Here is a 17,323-nt window from a genome sequence, read left to right as displayed (position 1 = left end):
GAAATCGTGCCGCCGCCTGACGGTTTCGCTTCTGCCCACACCGACACGTCCGATGTTCGGGGTGCCGTAGGTGGTGTCGATTTCCTGCCGATCCTGACTGACCAAGCCTGCTCGCAGCGTTTGGGCGACATTACAGAGCAGGCGGATACACTTGCTGCCCAGTCCACAACTCTTGAGGCTCAGGCGCTTGAACTTAACGCGCGCTTTGCAGCGCTGGAAGAACGCAATCGCGCGCTTGAGATTGATCAGGATGTCACGGAATGCCCTGCCGATTTCCTTGCAGCGGTCGAAGAATTGCAGAGCGATCTGGCCAAAGGTGATTTGGGGGCTTTGGTGCAAGAGGCCGAGACCTTTTCGGTTTGCGCGCAGGCTGGCTTGCAGGACCTGAATGACCGCATGGCGGCTTTGGACGCCAGCACCGACCCGAATGCCGCCAATGACCGTCTGGCGGTCGGCAGCGTATTGCGGCGATGGGCCACAGCGGATGTTCAGGTGTCGCGGGCTGTCAGCAGCTTTGTGTTCTTTGACCAGCGTCGTGTGCGCCTGGAGACGGCGACCGGGCTAATGCTGCGACGTTGCGAAATTCTGGGCGGTTACTAGTGACCGCCCGTGCGCGGACAACAGATGCATTTTCCAAAGGAAGTGAGACATGAGTTCACGATACAAAAGCCGCCTTTTCGGTCTGGTCTGCCTGATTGCAGCAGGTGGCTTTGCGCCAGTACTTGCGCAGGACGGGTTCGCGCGGCAAGGCCAGTTGAAAGAGCTCAGCGCCGACCTGAGCGGTATTTCAAACCGTGTGCAGATGTCGGTCGATCAAACCATGGCGTCGATGCAGAACTTGCAGGACTACTCGGGTGATGAACTTACAACGCAAGCCTTTGCCATGCTGGATTCAATCGAGGCAGAGACGCGCGAAGTTATTGACAAGATCAAGGTCACCTCGCCTTTCATGAGTGCGCTGGACGATGCACGCGCCAATGTCCTTGTCTTGTTGCGCAAGAATGAACGTGATCCCCCCAGCCCGTCACGCGATTCGCGGATTGCAGCGCTGACCAGCTCGCTTGCATCGATCGAGGAACAGTCCAAACAGATTCTGGCTGCCGAAGGGACGCTGACATCCCTTTTGTCCGATCATGCGCAGATGCGGGCGGAACTGATCCGCAACGGCGAGGTGCGGGCCGTACAAACCTTTGTCAACGACCTGAGCACCTTGACCGACGGGCTGGAGCAGATGGCCGTGGTCCTCTCCGAAATCTCCCAGAACGTCGTTGTCGTCCCGACCGACGACAGTGTGGCCACTGAGTGAACGCAAAAACACCCACAATCCAAAAGGATACCCCACTATGAAGATCGTTTCGCGTGCCGTGCTGATTGCACTTTTGTCCACGGCCACACCTGTCATCGCGCAAACCCAAGAGCCTGACATGGTCGCCCTTGTTGATAGCGTCACCACCATCGCCGGAGGTCTGTCCGACCGCGTCGCGACTTTGGGCGACATCATCAGCGCCACAACCGATGGCGACGAAGCTGCACGTGCCCTGGACGAGATGCTGGATGCAGCGCGCCAGATGCAGGCCGATCTGGGCCGCGACAGCGCTGTCTGGCAGGATATCAACGCTATGCTCGAGGTCTGGGGCGAACGGCGTGACGACCTGCGCGAACGTGGCGTCGAAAATCAGGCACTTGTGCCGATCGCCGAGACTTGGCAGGCGCGGATCGACGAGGCGCTGACCTTGCGCGAGCAGATCCTCAACCAATCGGCCGAGTCGCAGGCCCTGATCGAACAGATCGAGGCGCAGCGCGACGTCGTCATCGCGCTCTATGACGCGAATCTTGCCGATCAGGCGCTTGATACGATGCGCGCGATCTCGGACGAGTTGGGCCAGATGAACGAGCAGATGGGCTCGATCGTCAGTCAGGCGGGCATTGTCGCCGAACCCAGCAACCTTGCGAACGAGTAGGGCAATGTCCTTGGCGCGGGTCATGGGCGCGGCTTTCCTCTGCGCCGGTTCCTTTGCCGTGGCCGAAGGACAGCAGGCGGCCGAAGTCGATCTGGCTTCGGTCGTGGCTGTCGTCTCGGCGGCAGAGGGGCATTTGACAGGGCTTGAGGCGCTGATTGCCGCGCAAGAGGCCAAGCTGGATGCGATCTATGCACAAAGGGATGCCGCTTCCGAGGCCGGCGATCGCGACAGGGCCGCGCAGTTCGGGGTGGTGATCGACCAGTTGAACCTGACCCTGAACGCGCTCGAAGCAGAGCGTGACACGATCGCGACGACTGTTGCGGTTCTGAAGGACCAGATCGCCGTTCTGGGCGGCGCAGAGCAGACGGAAGCACAAGAATGACGATGATACGACAGTTTCCCGCGGCCAATCTGGTCATGCCACTGGGTCTTTCGGGGCTGCTTGCGGCAGCGGCGGTCGCGGGCGGCGGCTGGGCCGTGCCCCCTGCCGAAGAGGGCGCGGCACTCGGCCTGTTGCAGCGTTTGTTCGGCAACCCCTTTGTGGTGCTGATCGGGCTTGTGGGGGTCTGGGCCTTCTTTTTCGGACTGATCCAGCTATGGGCCTTTCAGTCCCGTGGCGTCCTTGTCGCGCGGCTGGCGGGGCATTCGGGTGCCGCGCCCGACGTAATGGCGGCATCCGATGCCAATCTGACCGCAGCCTTGTTCACGGAACGCTGGGACCATCTGGCCGCGATCCGCATGGCACCCTTGTCTTATGCGATCTGGGCGCTGCCCTTGCTGGGGTTCATCGGCACCGTGATCGGGATTTCGGATGCGATCGGCGATCTGGGCAGCGTCTTTGCCGATGGCGACCGGCAAGAGGCGCTGGGGTCAGTGCTGGGGGCCTTGCAATTCGCCTTTGATACGACATTCGCGGGCCTTGTTCTGGTCATGCCGGTGATGGCGCTGGCCACGACGGTTTCGCTGCGCGCGGATGCGGCGCGGGATGCAGCATTGGCAGACAATTTCGGCATGCAGGCCGCAGGCTAAGGGCGTGAGGGTATCGCGCTCCATAAGCCATGCGGCGCAATATACGGCGCTGGTCGATATCCTGTTCGCGACCATCGGTGTCTTTGTCATCGTCTTCGCCTTGCAGGATCTGGACCCGCCGCAACCCCTGCAGCCCGCACCCTATGACCATCTGATCACCTGCGAAGGGCAGGACGCGCTTGGTTATCTGGGCGGTGACGGGCAAGAGGCGATAGACCTGCGCCCTGCCGATATCCGGTCAGGGCGTTTGGAGACACTCCTGGCGGGCGGTGGCCGTGTGCTGGTGGCGCTTGGGTCCGGTTGCCTTATACCGGGTGACGGGCCCGCCATCGCGCGACAGTTGCGCGATCTTGAAGAGACGCTGAATGACCGCCCTGCGACCGATACTTCGCCGCTGATTCTGTTCGAGTTCGCCCCTCTGGGGCTGGACGATACAGGCGCGGATGCGATCCGGTCGCTTTTCCTGACGGAGGGTCGGCCATGATCGGACTGGGATTCGGCCGCAGGGCGCGCGCGGGTTATCCCGACACGGACGTGGGGATGCTGGACGTTTCGGCCAATGCGCTGGCGGTTTTGATCCTTGCGACCATGTTGGTCATTACGGTCGCGGCGCCGCCCGCCCCCCCGGGCGAAGTGCAGTCCGATACGCCGCCCGACCTCTTTTACCCGACGCCGCTAGAGGTGTCGGTGGCCCCGTCCAGCACATATTGGGCGGTGACCGATGCCGGAGCGACAGTGATCGATCTTGACGGGTTCGCGGTGGGTCTGACAGGCGGCGCAACCGTTGCGCGCACCCCGCAGGGCGAGGCGACGCTGGTTATCGACCGCAGCAATTACCGTGATCTGAACGATCACCGTCTGCAACTGAACCTGGACTGGACACAGCTAAGCGCCACGGCGCAACCGCTTGCAACCATGCAAGGCGTGCAGGACATCACCGCCGCCCTGCGCGGCGCGTTTGATCAGGACGGGCTTGTCCCGACATTCATCGTGACGCCAGAGGGCAGCAGCGTCTTTGCGCAGGTGTATTGGGAACTGCGCAAGGATCGGGTCCCGTTGCGTTGGGTAACTGTCACATCCCAGTCGCCGCTAGTGTTGTCGCGGCGGACCGAAAACTTTGAAACACGGGCGCGGCAATGGCAGCGGTAGTCGTCATCAGATGGCGGTCGCTTGCGGTGGGCTCTCTGGTTTGCGCGCTGGCCGTGACGACCTTGGCCGAACTGCCCGTGCAAGGGTCACAGCAAACAGCGCAGATGCCTGATGTGCAGGCCGCGGTTGAGCGAATCCGCGAGGGTGAAGCCGAAGTACAGGCCCAAGCGAATGCCGCCGAGGCGGGCCTTGTCCCGATGGCCTCTCCCTGCCTGATGCGGCGACCCCGCCTGGCATTGGGTGTCGATCGCAGGTGGCGGCATGATTTCGCGGCGGCAACCGTGGCAACGGGGCCTGCCGTGCGGGCGGACATGCTGGACATCTTGCTGGCCACGGCACCAGACGATCTTTCGCGGTGGCGGATCGATCTGGCGCTGACCGAAAACGCCCTCCGCCAGAATGACGACACCGCTGCGGCAGCCTATCTTGCGCGTGCCGCGGGCAGGGTGGTTCCTGAAAGCTGTCGCGCCGACGAGGCGTTTCTGGCCGCAGCGCTGACCCGTGATCGGCAAGAGGCGGTCAGCCATCTGGCCCGTGCTGCAGCGATCGACCCCGGCTTCTGGTCGGCGCTGGAACAACTGGCGCTTATGTCGGCGGCGGGGACGGGGGATGACCCCGCATCCTGTGCCACCGATGTTGTGCGGACGCTTGAGACGGTCGTGCAACTCGGCGCGCTGGCGCGCAGGGACACGCAGTTCGAGCGGTTGAACCGTGCGCTCGAGGCGATGCCGCGCAATGGCCGCAGCGCCTTGTTGCGCGGCATGATCCTGCGACAGACCGGAGAGCCCGCAGCCGCACGAGAAGCCTACCAGCAAGGGCTGGCGATACTGGGGACATCTGCTTGCGATGCCCTCTTGCGAGAGGGGTTGCGCGGCATGCTGTCGGTTACGGAGAGCGAGACATGAGCAGACACCCCAAGCCAAAGCCAAAGGCTGTCTTACTGGCGCTGATGGCAGCGATAGCCCCCGTCGGGGCCGCGGCGCAAGACTGCGCGCTGAAGCTGTCCGAGTTTTCCGATGCTGCAACGGCCTATGCCGGCGATGTCGGAACCCTGTCGGACAGGCTGACAGCGATGTTCGCCACCTTCGCCGTGATCGAGGCAGCATCGGCAGCGATCCCCGAAGCATGTCCGGCAGGCCTTGATGACAGCCGCGCGGCGGCTTTGGCCGTGGACTGGGAACCCTTGAACGCGCGCAGCGACGCCTTGCTTGACTGCGGCCAGTTCTTCAACCGCCGTATTCTGGCCGATATCGGGCAGGCCAAGTCCGAAAATGACGGCCAGCTGATCCTGCGGCTGGGAGCCGTGCAAGAACGGATTTTCAGGATCGAGGAAACTGTTCTGGATGCGGCGACACAGGCGACCTTTGCCGGCTTGCGCGCCAAGGCGCTGGTGGCCGAACACGATGCGCTGGCCAACCGCTGCCAGATTCTGGGGGATATCTATGACTGATGCGAACTGCATAGTATGCACTGGGGTGTTGCCATGCCGGTGCTGACGATCGGACTTGCGGGTGTCTCGGCTGCATTTGTGACGCGGGCCGTGGCACAGGGACGTTTTGGGCAGTTCTTTTGGGCTGTCGCGACCTGTGCGGCGCTGCTCGTTTTTCTGTGCGATCCGTGCCCGTTTAATGAGGTGACGGTCTGGGCAGGGGCGGCGGCTGTCGTCTGGTTTCTGGACAACGGTGGTGCCAAGCCCGCCATCTTGAGTGGTGGGGTGGCGGGCTTTCTGATCGGGTCGGCAGCGCCCTATCTTGCCTTTGCCCTTGGTGATGGTTTCGCTGCTCTGCCTGAATTGCCGACGGTGCTTGTGGCACTGGGTTCCGCCTGTGCGGGACTTGTGCTGGCGGGTGTATGGGGTGGTGCGATGGCGGTTCTGGCGGCGGCCTTGCCACCGGGACTTTATGCGCAGCCTGCAACGGCCGTTGCCCTGATTTCGTGTGTCTGGCTGTCGCTGATCCTGTCGCGGCGGTCCGGCCCTGCGGCTGTGGCGCTTCTTTTGTTCTTTCCATTTCTTGGCTTTCTAGGGGGTTTGGAATGAGACTTTTTCACCACTGCTTGTCTGTTGTGCTGATGTTGCAGGCCGGGGCCGGGCTAGCCCAGACAGAGACGGCCTTGCCGCCCCCCCCCGCTGCAGTGCCAGCCCCGTCTCTTGCCGAGGTCACGACCCTTATGCCACCGGCGGAGGGAATTGATCTGGCGGCACTGCGCGCGCGGTTCGAGGACCTCAGGCAAAGGCAGGCGCAGGATACAGCATTGCGCCAGCCTGCCAGCGCCCAGACGCTGGCACAGATCGAAAGCACCGCAGCCGCCATTGCCGAGCTTGAGGCCGGTCAGCAGCTGACAAGCTGGCGCGCACAGACATTCGCGGTTCTGGCGCAGTCGTTTCAGGCGGCGGTCCCGCATGCATTGCCCGCAGGCATCGCGCCGGGCGCGCAGCCCGACATCGCCTTGGCTGTCGTTGACGCGCAAGCGACGCTTTATGCCCAGCCTGTGACGGATGCGGAAATGGTGGTCCGGTCGGTGACTGACCGCACGACCATGTTGCGGATCGCCGAAAGCGGCCCCTTCTCGCTGGTCTGGTCGGCCGGTGACGGGTTCGCCTTTGTTCTTAGCCAATTTCGGCAGGTGTATTGATGAAAAACCGCAGCTTTCACTATGTTTCTCTTGCGTGGATCGCGGCGATGCCGGGCTTTGGTCACGCGCAGTCGGCCACGGCTTCGGTTGTCGCGCAGATGGTTGACCAGCTTGCAACCCAGGTGGAAGCCGCCGAAGCCTTGCCTTTTGCTGAAGGCTCGCAAGGTGCGGCACTGGCGCGGCTGGCCGATCTCGATGCGGCGTTGCAGGAACGCGAGGCCGCGGTCGCGACGGTCGCAACCGAAATCGCCGGATCTGTCGCGGTGATCAGTGCTGCCTTGCCGCCCTTTCCCGCTGCGCCCGAACCTGCGCCCGTTCCCGAACCTGCGCCTGAACCTGCGCCTGAACCGACACCGCTGGACCCGCCTGCTCCCCGACCCGCGCCAACCCCCGAACCTGCACCGGTGACGCTGCCCGCCCTTGCCGATCTCGAAGATCCGATCGCCTTTGGCGACCGCGCGCGGCGTGTCCTGAGCAGGCCGGGCGCGAAACTCCGTGATGCAGGCGGGAATGCAACCCCACTGCCCGCGTTTTCAGTGCTTTACGTCTATGCCGAGGGCGGCGACCCCGCAGACCCGCTATTGGCGGTCGGGCGCGGGACGCGCGGCGCCGAAGGATGGGTGCAAGCCTCGCGTACCGAAGAGTGGCGCACAATGTTGGTGATGTCCTATGCGCCGAACACAGGGCGTAACAGGACGGTCTTTTTCAGCTCCGAGGATGCGGTCTTTGACATCCTTGATCTGGAAGAAGGGTCAGCCGAGGCCATCCGGCGCGTGCACGACCAGATTGCCGATGGCACCTATGACCCGCAGCAGATCGTCGCCATCGAACCCGCGCTGACGGTCAACAGTGTCGAGCGGCCCTATTTGATGCCGGTCCTTGATTTCATCCAGACCAGCACCGAAACGCACGGCGATGTCACGATCCTGCAACTGGCCGCCCTGAACCGCGACAGCACCGACACTGCCACCACCGGCGCACAGCCGGTCGGGCAGGACCGGATCAGCGTGCAGGCCGACGCGCGGGACTTCCGCGTCGGCGTCGCCTTTGTTGTCGATACAACGCGGTCGATGGGCCCCTATATCGACCGCGCCAAGGATTTTGTCCGCGACATCTCCTCGGGACTTGCCGCACAGGGACTGCAGGACCGTTTCGATTTCGCCCTTGTCGGCTATCGTGACAACACCGACAGGGCGCAGGATGTAGGCTATCTACGCCGCGTTTATCGTGATTTTGGCAGCCCAACCGAAGCTGCGACGTTGTTTTCATCCGTGAACGAAATGCAGCCCGCGACATCCTCGACCGTGAACTGGCGCGAGGATGCATTTGCAGGGATCGATCTGGCTATCGGAGAGTTGAACTGGGCCGAGGTCGATACAAGGCTGGTTTTCCTGATCACTGATGCCTCGCCACGGTCGGTGGGTGACATTCTCGCAGCAAACAGCCAGATGGGCCCCGAGACGATCAACGCGCTGGCCGCACAGCGCAATATCTCGCTTTTCGTGTTGCATATGCAGACGGAAGAGGCGGCGCGTATCAGTCAGGACACCGAAGGTTATGACGATACGGCACGCGGCCAGCAACTTTATGCGCGGATGTCGCAGACCGGGGATTCCGCGATCTCCAAGTATTTCAGCGTCCGAGGGCAAACCGAACAGTCCTTCGCGGACCAGCTTGATCTGGTTGCGGGTTTGTTCATCGACCAGTTGACCCAGCTGTCGGTCGAGGGACAGTTGTCGGCCCCACAAGATGTGCTCGACAATCCCATGTTGGCCGCCATCACCGCCGGTGGACCTGTGGTCATCGATCAAGAGGGCGATGCACCCCTTGTCGCGGCGGCTGTCGCCGGAGAGCTGTTCCGCTATCAGACCGAGTATCTGGGCGCACGTTCCGGTGTCGAGGCACCAGATTTCTATCGGGGCTGGGCGGTGGACCGCGATATCGCCAACCCCGGCCGCCGCGCGCTGGAGGTCAGCGTTTTCGTGACCCGCGACCAGCTTAGCGATCTTGCCAACAGGCTGGGCGACATCGTCACCCGCCTGCGCGAGAAAGATATGGGGATGGGCGATTTCTTTACCTCGGTTCAGGCCGAGGCGGGATCAACCGCCGTCGATCCGACCTTCGGCAGCTTTCTGCCCAGTTATCTGGACGATCTGCCCTATGGTTCGAAATTCATCAACATGACGCCCAGCACATGGGACAGTCTGGGGCAGACCAGCCGTGAACAATTGCTGGACGAGGTCGAGGCGAAGCTGGCCTCTTACAACCGCATCTATGCAACACAAGACGGCTGGATCACCCTTGATGCGCGGTCTGCCGAGGATCAGGTCTATCCCCTGCCACTGCGGGACCTGCCGTGACCCCTGTTCTCCGGATCGAAGGATTGCAGATCACCGCGGGCGCAGAGGCCGCGACGCCGTTTCGTCTGGATGTGGCCAAGCTGATGCTGCCGCGCGGTGCCTGTCTGGCGGTTGCGGGACCCTCGGGCTGTGGCAAGTCAACCCTGCTCGAGGTGATTGCACTGTTCCGGCGGCCGCAAGGCGCGGTGCGTTTCCAGTTTGCCCCTGCTGAGGATGCGGCCGCAATTGATCTGCGCGGGTCGCAGGACCGGACAATCCTGCGGCAGGGGCCAATCGGCTATGTGCCCCAGATGGGGGGCGTGCTGCCCTTTCTGACGGCGCGGGCGCATATTGCGGCCTCTTTGCATCTGGCGGGTGTCGCTGGGTCACGCGCGGCAAAGGCCCGTTTGTCGCGTCTGGCGCAGGCGCTGGACCTGACCGATCATATGGACAAGCGGCGCGCGGCCCTGTCGGGCGGGCAGCGCAAGCGCGTCGCGCTATTGGCGGGGCTATCGGTGCCGCGGGCGCTGTTGATCGCGGATGAACCGACCGCCGGACTGGACGCGCAGAACGCCGCCCGCGTGATGCGCACCCTTGTCAGGATCGCCAAGGATGAAGGCTCGGCGGTCATCATCGCCACGCATGACACCGACGCCGCTGTCAAGGCAGGTTTTGATTTGACCGAGATCGCGCAGGGCCGTCTGGCATGGGACGGCACGTGCATGCACGGGGGTGTCCATGTCTAGGGGTTCAGCCGCTGCGCGCCGTTGGGCAGGCCCAGGGCTGGCGGTCCGGTTCGCCGTGGCCGATCTGATTCATGACAGGTTGCTGACGGTCATCGGGATTGTCCTTTTGGCGGCGCTCATTGCGCCGCCTGTCGTTCTGCATACCTTACGTGTCGGCTTGGTCGAAACATGGGCACAGGATCTGGCGCGCGATATCCGCAACCGCGAGGTGGTGATCGTGGGCGAGAACAGGATCACGGCAGACGACCTTGCGGTGATTGCCGGATGGCCCGAGACAGGTTTTGTGGTGCCCGAACCTTCCTTCTTCGTGTCCACCCAGCGGGCGCGCAAGGCAGACAGCCGAGGCTTGGCGATTGATCTCAACCTGCGCACCACGGATCTGGACGATCCTGTCATGGAAGGCGTGTATGACAGCGCCCTTGCCCCGCAAGCGGCGGTTCTGTCCGCCCGCGCCGCTGCACGGCTGGAGGTCGCCCAAGGGGATAGCATCACTCTTTTGCTTGCACGGACGCCTGCGGATTCAAGCCCCGTGCGGGTGCCAGTCACGCTTGAGGTCGCAGCCGTTCTTCCAGCTGAAAGATGGGCAGGCGAGGATGCCTTTGTCGCGCCGGCGACGCTCTTGGGGTTTCGCGACTGGCTGACCTTTGCCTCGGACGATCCGGATCTCGTGCCTGATCCGGCGTCGGTGATCTGGCAATCCTTGCGAATTTACGCCCCGAAAGTGGCCGATGCGACAGCCCTGCGGGACAGGCTGGACCTTTTCGGCCTCGAAACGCGGCTGATGACCGATCAGGTCGATCGCATCCTGAAACTGGAAACGGGTCTGCGGCAGATTTTCACGATTGTTCTTGTGCTGTCTGCCACCGCCTTTGTGATCACCGCCTTTCTGCTCCAATGGCTGAGCGTGGTGCGTAAGAAGCGCGATTTCGCGCTGATGTCGGTGTTCGGCATGCCGCCTGCGCAGCTAGCCGTCTTTCCCGCCTTTCAGGGCGGCGTGATGACGGCAGTGGCCTGCTGCATCGCAGCGGGGCTGGTTGTGGGGCTGCAAGGACCGGTCGAGACCATTGTTCAGGGCTATCTGACCACCCCCAGCGCCGTGCAATCTCCCGCGCTGACGCCACTTGCGGGCGGTTTTCTGGCAGCTATCGCCATTGGCGCTTTGGCCGGTGTTGCCGCGGTCCTGACTCTGAGCCCCGAAGATTTTTCTCACGCCCTGCGAGGAGACTGACCCATGCACCCCCGCCATTTCATCAAGACCTGCGCGTTGCCTGCGGCCATCGTCTGGCTGTTTGCAGGCGGCACCGGTCTTGCCGCTCAACCAGTGGCGCCTCCCGCAATCGCCGAAAACTGGTGCGAGCTGGACGCCCCCGGCGTTTACCGCGCAGTGCGCCTGCTGGAACCTCCCACCTGCCCGCAGCCATTGCCCGCCGCGCAATTGCCGCGCGATCTGGTCATTCCGCTTCCTTGCGGGCGCCATCTGGCGCTGCGGCGGCTGGATACGCCGGCCGTGAATGTGCTTGACCACGTCGTCGGCAGTTTCGGCGGCGCGGGCGACGGTGCGTTGCGGCAACGCTATCTGCAAGGCAACAGGACCGAGGCCATTGCTGGCGGCTATACGATCAGGTCAAGCGAGGGTCAAAGCCTGCTTGCGCGCGCCCTTTACGTGCAAAGCCACGAGTGGACCGAACTGCAGGACACGTTGTTCACGGGCGGAGCCTTTGCTGCCTGGTCCGGTGACACCGCCCCGACCGCCGATGTCGCGGCGGCGGCCTGTGCTGCGACTGACGCGCTGGCCAGCCAGACACGCTGGCGCGATGTGCGCCCCAAGACAGGACTAAGCTATTTTGATGCGCAGGACCGGCTGCGCGCGCTGAATGCCTATCTTTCGGCCGAAAGCAGACGCAGGATTGCGTCAGGTGAAGAGCCGTTGGTTCCGTGGGAGGCAGGTTCGCCCGGGTTCTTGCGCCTGCCGTCCGAGGCCGAGTGGGAATTCGCAGCGCGCGGCGGTTCGGTCGGGATCGGGGTGAATGCGCAGATCGCATCCTATCTGATCCAAGAGGCAGGCACCGAGGTGATCCGTGCCGCCGATATTGGCGAAATCGCGGTAATCAGCGACGGCACCTCGCGTCAGACCTTCGGACCGGTGGGCAGCAAGGCACCGAACCTTGCGGGATTGTTCGACATGGTCGGGAATGCGTCCGAAATCACGCAGGATCTGTTCCAGATGGTCAGGCCGGACGCGCTGCACGGCGCGCGCGGCGGGTTTGTGCTTCGCGGTGGCCATGCCTTGACCCCGCTGGGCCTTTCGGGTGTTGCGCATCGTGACGAGGCGCCATTCTTCGATCTGTCGGGCGAGGTTGCTCCCGCACCTGCGGGTTTGCGGATGGTTCTGAACCCGCCGATCCTGACGGCTGGGGCGCCCGAACCGGGTGTATTCCGCAGTGACTTGCAGAACAGCGCATTCGACCAGCAGTTGGCAGAAGCGCATCAGACATTGGTCGAGGTACGCCAGACCCCCGGTGCGGCCTTTCGGTCCGAGGCGCGCGCCCTGCTTGCCGCAGTGGGTCAAGGCAGCGGCGACAGCGGCGCGTTGCAACAGCAATTGCAGCGCGTCGAAATCGCGCTGGAACAGTCCGAAACCGCGATCAATCAGGCCCGCCGCGCTGAATTGGCCGCCACGATCCGCTCTGCCGCGACAGGGATCCTCAATATCCGTGTCAACGGCGTGATCGGGGTCACCTTCCTGCAGGAACTCCCCAAGCTGCGGGCGATGGTTGCAGAGAATGCAGAGGTGGCGCAGCACGCCGAAGGCCAGCGCCTGCGTGACGCTATCGCCACGACCGAGCGTGAACTGGACGCCCGCCTCGCCATGATCGACAGCCAGACCCGCACGGTTCTGTCGCTGATTGCAGCACTGTCACGCGAAGATTCCGACCTTGTGGGCGGGGTCCTTAAACAGGTTAGGGACGAGATCGCGGCTGAAGGCCTGTGGCTTTACGAAGAGCGTGCATGGCCCTTGTTCGAACAGGCGCTGGCCGAGTACCGCGCCGACCCCGAGGCGGATCTATTCGAGACATATCTTCCACTTTTCGATCCCGCGCGCGCTGTCAGGGACAGGTTGCGCGCCCAGAACCAATGACCCCCACCTTCATCGAAACCAACAGGAGAGAATTCATGTATCTAGGAAAAATTCTGGGCAAGCCTTTCAAGATGGCGAATATCGCCCTGATCTCGGCCGCTCTGGCGATATCGGGCTGTGCCGTTGCCCCGACTGCACAGGAACTGGCGGCGACGCAGGACGAATGTTCGCGCTTCCGCACACCCTTTACCGAGATTTCCACCGAACGGAACGAGCGGATCGCCCGCTTTGCGCAGATCGGTGCGGGCGTTGGCGCCGTTGTGGGCCAGCAGGTCGCGCGCCAGCGAGGTGACAACCAGCTGTCGGGCCTTCTTGTCGGCGCATTGGCAGGTGCTGCGGTCGGCGCGGCAGGCGGCTACCTGAGCGATTTGCAAAAGCGGTCCTCGACAACGGCGGAGCTGCAACGCGCTGTCGCGGGCGATGCAAGACGCGACTTGCAGCAAACGGACAGGCTGGTTAGGGCGATGACATCGTTGAACGAGTGTCGTTTGCGCCAGATCACGCAGGTCGAAAGGTCGGTCCGGGCTGGCGGTGATCGCGCTGCTGCGACCGCACAGGTCCGCCTGATCCGCCAGAAGGTCGATATCGACAACCGTGTGATCAATGCCGTTGTGGGCGACCTGACGCGCACCCGCGGCCTTTATATCGGGGCGCTGAACCAGACCGGCGCGAATACCGAGAACTTTGTCGCTTCGATCGAGCGTTATCAGCCACGCGTCACCACACCCCAGCAAACGGCACTTCGCGTGGACAGTTCGCAACGGCCGCGCACGTCGAACCCTGTGGCCAACCTCGGCTATGCCGAAAAAGAGCTGAGTGCAGGTGCCGCCGCGCATGTGCAGAGCATCAACGCGGCGCTGGCCGATCTGAACACCTTGTTGATCTGACGGTATCGCTTTCCCGCGCGGTGATCGTGCCGCGCGGGATATCCAAAAGGGGCGGAAATTTGCTGAAACAGGTGGTGATGTTATTGTCTTTGCTGGCTGCAGGTTGCGGCAGCAGTGCCGATCGCGTTGCGCCTGTGCCTGTGGCAGCACCCGTGCCTGTGCTGTTGCAATCGGACTTGGGCACGGTCTGCAATGCCGTACGCCTGAACGCGGACACCGTAGCCACCGCCGCCCATTGTCTGGAGGAGGGTGCCAGCTTTACCCTGAACGAAAGCGGATTTGTCCTGCCGGTCGAAGCATCGCGGCTGCATCCTGCCTATCCGCTTGCGGATTTGCAGAACGCGGCACGCTTTGATCTGGCCAAACTGTCGGTTGCGGCACCCTTGGGGCGGGGCGGGCGGGTCGTGATCCTGCCCGTCGAACCCGGACCCGTTGATATTGTGGCGGTGACGCAAGCGGGCGCGACCCGCATCGTCCGCTGCCAGTATCTGGGCAGGTCCGGCACGCTGGTGGAACTGGCCTGCGCGGTCGATCTGGGCTGGTCGGGTGCGCCTGTGGTCCAGAATGGCGCACTGGTCGGCATTCTGAGTGCGCGGGGACGGTCCGATCGGACCGATATCGTCCAGATGACCGACGCCACACTCTTGCAAAGCTTTTGAAACCTTTGAAACCGCAGCGCGCGCATGTGCGGCGGCTGCTCGTCCATCCAAGATTGAGGAAAGGAAAATGAAATGCGATTGACCACATCTGTTCTGGCGCTTGTCGCCGCCCTGACCCTTGCAGCCTGTCAGTCCGAAGAAGAACAGGCGCGCGAAATTCTGGCTGATGCCTTGCAGGACTATGCCGTGATGCAGGACCGGACGAACCCGACCGAAGCCCGCCTGACAGCAGGCCATTCGGTGGCAGATGCGCTGGCGCGGATCGTGGCCGAATTCGGCACGACCGATCTGGGACTGGAAATCGCCGCTGGCGGCACAGTGGGCCAAATCACGACCGAGGATTTGCGCCGCCAGATCAGCGCGCTGGAAGACCTGCGCGCGTTTGAACGTTGCGACGAAGAGCCGACGCCTGCCTGCGTGGTTGACCGGCTTGTTGCCGACCTTGGCTACAAAGACCGCGCGGAACTGTTCGACAGGGTCGAACCGGATTCCACGCTGATGATGGCGATGGCCCTCGGTGACACCCAGACCGGCATAGAGGCGCACAACCGCGTCAGGGACCAAGGGCTCAAAGCATTTTTGCTGGCCATGGCGCCAGAGGCATCGCTTGATCCGCGCCTTGTGACAGCCATGTTCGATGACTTGCGGACGGACGGTCAGGATATGGCAGCGACGATGGCGGCCTATCGGATCGTGTCGGGCGATGATCAGGAGATCCTGCGCGACATCGCAGGTCGGTCAAGGAGAGGGCAATTCCTTTTGCAGGTCTTTGATAAAGAGGCGACCTTTTCGGAGCGAATGGAGGAATTCAACGCGCCATCCAATCGTGAAGCGCTGAATTGGTCGGCGATGCGGGGCGCGGGGCGCATGCTGAACGCTTTCGGTCTGATTGAAAGTGATGAACTCTGGCCCGACTTTGCGAAACTGAAACATTCCATGGATCAGATTGCGACAGGCATGGCCGACGAGTGGGGGGACGACTTAGATTATTTCGAGGACGTCTTCGGCGCCGAGGCAGCGACTATGCTTGCAAAACATGTCATCGCCGACCCCGAGGCTGATGCGCGCGTCCTAAGCCTTGCGCTGATGTCGGCAGCAAAACTTATGTCCGAGGCTGACCTGCAGCAGGCCGTCGCCGATCTGGAAGGGCGCGAGGTAATGACATGGGACAACATCCGCGTGTTTGATCCGCTGATATCGGTCAGCTTCTTCGGCGACCGCGCGCTGTTCGAGAGTGTGCGGGACACGTTGACACCACCGACAATCTGGGACGACCTGGAAGGGACATGGGAGACCGGTACGCAGCTCGCTGCCGGAACCGTGTCCGAGGCTGCCTTGCAGGATGAGAGTATCTTCAGATCCGCCGTTCGGGTGGGATCCATGCGTGCCACGCCCGATCAGATGCTGGCGTTTCTGGGTGATGCTGCGTCAAAGGCTGCCGATGTCGCAGAGAACTTTGACAGGCCGACAAGCCGTGTCGATGTCATTTCCGCCGCGCGTGACTGCGGCATGCCGATGATCCTGCAACAGATCGGCGCGACCTCGGACGATTTTCAGACATTTGTCGAGTCCTGTGACGCGGAACGACTGGGTAAGGGGATCGCTGATTTCACCGACGAGGAATTCGGGATCTATCTCGGATATGCCGAGGATATCCTCGATACTGAACGACTGGCGCCGTTGGTTGCATCTGTCAGCACCGCCCCCGCGCGCGGATTTGCAATGCTCGGGTCACTTTCCGATACCGATACCCGCATTTTTGCAAGCGCGGCCTTTGCGATGCTGCTGGCACAGAGATGACGCCTGATCCCGCTGATCGACAAGCAATAATCAAACAAAACTAAACACTTAAGGAGAACATCATGAAAGGCACGATTCTAGAGTTCAACGTCCAGAACAGCACGGGCGTCATTTCAGGTGACGATGGCGGCCGATACACCTTTGGAGGCCCCGAATGGAAATCCCAGGCGACGCCAAGCAAGGGGACGAAGGTCGATTTCATCGCCGATGAAAATCACAGCGCACGCGAGGTATATACCGCAGTCGGTGCAGGGCTGGAAGCTACAAGCGGTACCATGACGCGGGCGGTGATCGCCATCGTTTGTGCGGTTCTCGCGTTCTTTATCCCCATTATCGGTATCGTCCTTGCCGTGGTGGGTCTGGTTTTGGGGCGTCAGGCGCGCAAGGCGGCAAAGGCGGAAGGCGATGATAACGCTGCACTGGTCGCGCTGATTGCGATCGTTGTCGCGGCGATTTCACTGATCTTTGCCGCGATCGGTCTGGTTTCCCTCCTCGCCTTGGGTTCCGGTCTTGCGATTCTGGGTTCCGGTTCGTTGCTTTGAGGGCGTGACAAGTCTCTAGCCGCCACACTGAAGCTTGGGTTGACAGTCGCTCGCGGCTCCCTCGTGGAATTGATCGGATGACGAACGCTGCCCGCAAGGTAACACTGTGCCCTTCGCCGAAAATTCGTTACGGGATGCTGATGTTAAATCAGTCTAATTTGCAGTCGAAATATGAAAATGACCAGACTCCGGTCCGGTCATTTTCGCTACTTATGCCTCTATCACTTAGTTGATTTAGGGTCAGGACCCATTGATTTTGTAGGCTTGGCCTGATTCAAGCTCCGAAAGGAGACTGGATCATGAGCAACCTTTTCTGGCTGAGCGACGCGCAGATGGCGCGGCTGAAGCCCTTCTTTCCCAAGAGCCACGGCAAGCCGCGGGTAGATGACCGGCGGGTGTTGAGCGGGATAATCTTCATCAATCGCAATGGCTTGCGGT

20 protein-coding genes are annotated in these 17,323 nt (G+C 62.3%); all 20 read left to right on the top strand.

Annotation, left to right across the window (positions count from 1 at the left end):
* Positions 1–6 precede the first annotated feature (6 nt).
* Positions 7–600: a hypothetical protein gene (locus tag V7N12_RS08050; RefSeq protein ID WP_333713911.1), complete on the top strand. Its 594-nt coding sequence runs from the start codon at positions 7–9 to the stop codon at positions 598–600.
* Positions 601–649: 49 nt separating this feature from the next.
* Positions 650–1,306, top strand: coding sequence for a hypothetical protein (locus V7N12_RS08045; protein ID WP_333713910.1), 657 nt, complete (start codon positions 650–652; stop codon positions 1,304–1,306).
* Between the two features lie 37 nt (positions 1,307–1,343).
* On the top strand, positions 1,344–1,961 hold the full coding sequence (locus V7N12_RS08040) for a hypothetical protein (protein ID WP_333713909.1): 618 nt from the start codon (positions 1,344–1,346) through the stop codon (positions 1,959–1,961).
* A 4-nt stretch (positions 1,962–1,965) separates the two neighbouring features.
* Positions 1,966–2,343 (top strand): hypothetical protein, encoded by a 378-nt coding sequence (locus V7N12_RS08035; protein WP_333713908.1) that lies wholly within the window; start codon positions 1,966–1,968, stop codon positions 2,341–2,343.
* Positions 2,340–2,990 (top strand): MotA/TolQ/ExbB proton channel family protein, encoded by a 651-nt coding sequence (locus V7N12_RS08030; RefSeq protein ID WP_333713907.1) that lies wholly within the window; start codon positions 2,340–2,342, stop codon positions 2,988–2,990. The genes V7N12_RS08035 and V7N12_RS08030 overlap by 4 nt, the downstream gene beginning before the upstream one ends.
* Positions 2,991–2,994: 4 nt before the next feature.
* Positions 2,995–3,474, top strand: a complete 480-nt coding sequence (locus tag V7N12_RS08025; RefSeq protein WP_333713905.1) for a hypothetical protein — start codon at positions 2,995–2,997, stop codon at positions 3,472–3,474.
* Positions 3,471–4,139, top strand: a complete 669-nt coding sequence (locus V7N12_RS08020) for a hypothetical protein (RefSeq protein ID WP_333713903.1) — start codon at positions 3,471–3,473, stop codon at positions 4,137–4,139. The genes V7N12_RS08025 and V7N12_RS08020 overlap by 4 nt, the downstream gene beginning before the upstream one ends.
* Positions 4,127–5,044, top strand: coding sequence for a hypothetical protein (locus V7N12_RS08015; protein ID WP_333713902.1), 918 nt, complete (start codon positions 4,127–4,129; stop codon positions 5,042–5,044). The genes V7N12_RS08020 and V7N12_RS08015 overlap by 13 nt, the downstream gene beginning before the upstream one ends.
* Complete coding sequence (locus V7N12_RS08010; protein ID WP_333713901.1) at positions 5,041–5,589, top strand: hypothetical protein; 549 nt, start codon at positions 5,041–5,043, stop codon at positions 5,587–5,589. The genes V7N12_RS08015 and V7N12_RS08010 overlap by 4 nt, the downstream gene beginning before the upstream one ends.
* Positions 5,590–5,604: 15 nt before the next feature.
* Entirely contained in the window at positions 5,605–6,177 is a 573-nt protein-coding gene (locus tag V7N12_RS08005) for a hypothetical protein (RefSeq protein WP_333713900.1), read from the top strand.
* A gap of 131 nt (positions 6,178–6,308) precedes the next feature.
* Positions 6,309–6,773: a hypothetical protein gene (locus V7N12_RS08000; RefSeq protein ID WP_333713898.1), complete on the top strand. Its 465-nt coding sequence runs from the start codon at positions 6,309–6,311 to the stop codon at positions 6,771–6,773.
* Complete coding sequence (locus V7N12_RS07995; RefSeq protein WP_333713897.1) at positions 6,773–9,133, top strand: vWA domain-containing protein; 2,361 nt, start codon at positions 6,773–6,775, stop codon at positions 9,131–9,133. Before V7N12_RS08000 ends, V7N12_RS07995 begins: the two co-directional genes overlap by 1 nt.
* Positions 9,130–9,858, top strand: coding sequence for an ATP-binding cassette domain-containing protein (locus tag V7N12_RS07990; protein ID WP_333713896.1), 729 nt, complete (start codon positions 9,130–9,132; stop codon positions 9,856–9,858). The genes V7N12_RS07995 and V7N12_RS07990 overlap by 4 nt, the downstream gene beginning before the upstream one ends.
* A 55-nt stretch (positions 9,859–9,913) precedes the next feature.
* On the top strand, positions 9,914–11,086 hold the full coding sequence (locus V7N12_RS07985; RefSeq protein WP_333713894.1) for an FtsX-like permease family protein: 1,173 nt from the start codon (positions 9,914–9,916) through the stop codon (positions 11,084–11,086).
* 3 nt (positions 11,087–11,089) lie between these two features.
* Complete coding sequence (locus V7N12_RS07980; RefSeq protein ID WP_333713892.1) at positions 11,090–12,997, top strand: formylglycine-generating enzyme family protein; 1,908 nt, start codon at positions 11,090–11,092, stop codon at positions 12,995–12,997.
* A gap of 35 nt (positions 12,998–13,032) precedes the next feature.
* Entirely contained in the window at positions 13,033–13,884 is an 852-nt protein-coding gene (locus V7N12_RS07975; protein ID WP_333713891.1) for a hypothetical protein, read from the top strand.
* A gap of 77 nt (positions 13,885–13,961) precedes the next feature.
* The gene (locus tag V7N12_RS07970) at positions 13,962–14,543 is read left to right on the top strand and encodes a trypsin-like serine protease (protein ID WP_333713889.1); all 582 of its coding nucleotides are present in this window, start codon (positions 13,962–13,964) and stop codon (positions 14,541–14,543) included.
* A gap of 72 nt (positions 14,544–14,615) precedes the next feature.
* Entirely contained in the window at positions 14,616–16,343 is a 1,728-nt protein-coding gene (locus V7N12_RS07965; RefSeq protein WP_333713887.1) for a hypothetical protein, read from the top strand.
* A 62-nt stretch (positions 16,344–16,405) separates the two neighbouring features.
* Positions 16,406–16,885, top strand: coding sequence for a hypothetical protein (locus V7N12_RS07960; RefSeq protein ID WP_333713885.1), 480 nt, complete (start codon positions 16,406–16,408; stop codon positions 16,883–16,885).
* Positions 16,886–17,184: 299 nt separating this feature from the next.
* The coding region (locus V7N12_RS07955; RefSeq protein ID WP_333713920.1) for a transposase at positions 17,185–17,323 on the top strand (139 nt) is incomplete at its 3' end.

It is taken from the genome of Yoonia sp., assembly GCF_036770585.1.
Taxonomy (GTDB): domain Bacteria; phylum Pseudomonadota; class Alphaproteobacteria; order Rhodobacterales; family Rhodobacteraceae; genus Yoonia.
This window is presented reverse-complemented; position numbering and strand designations above follow the sequence as displayed.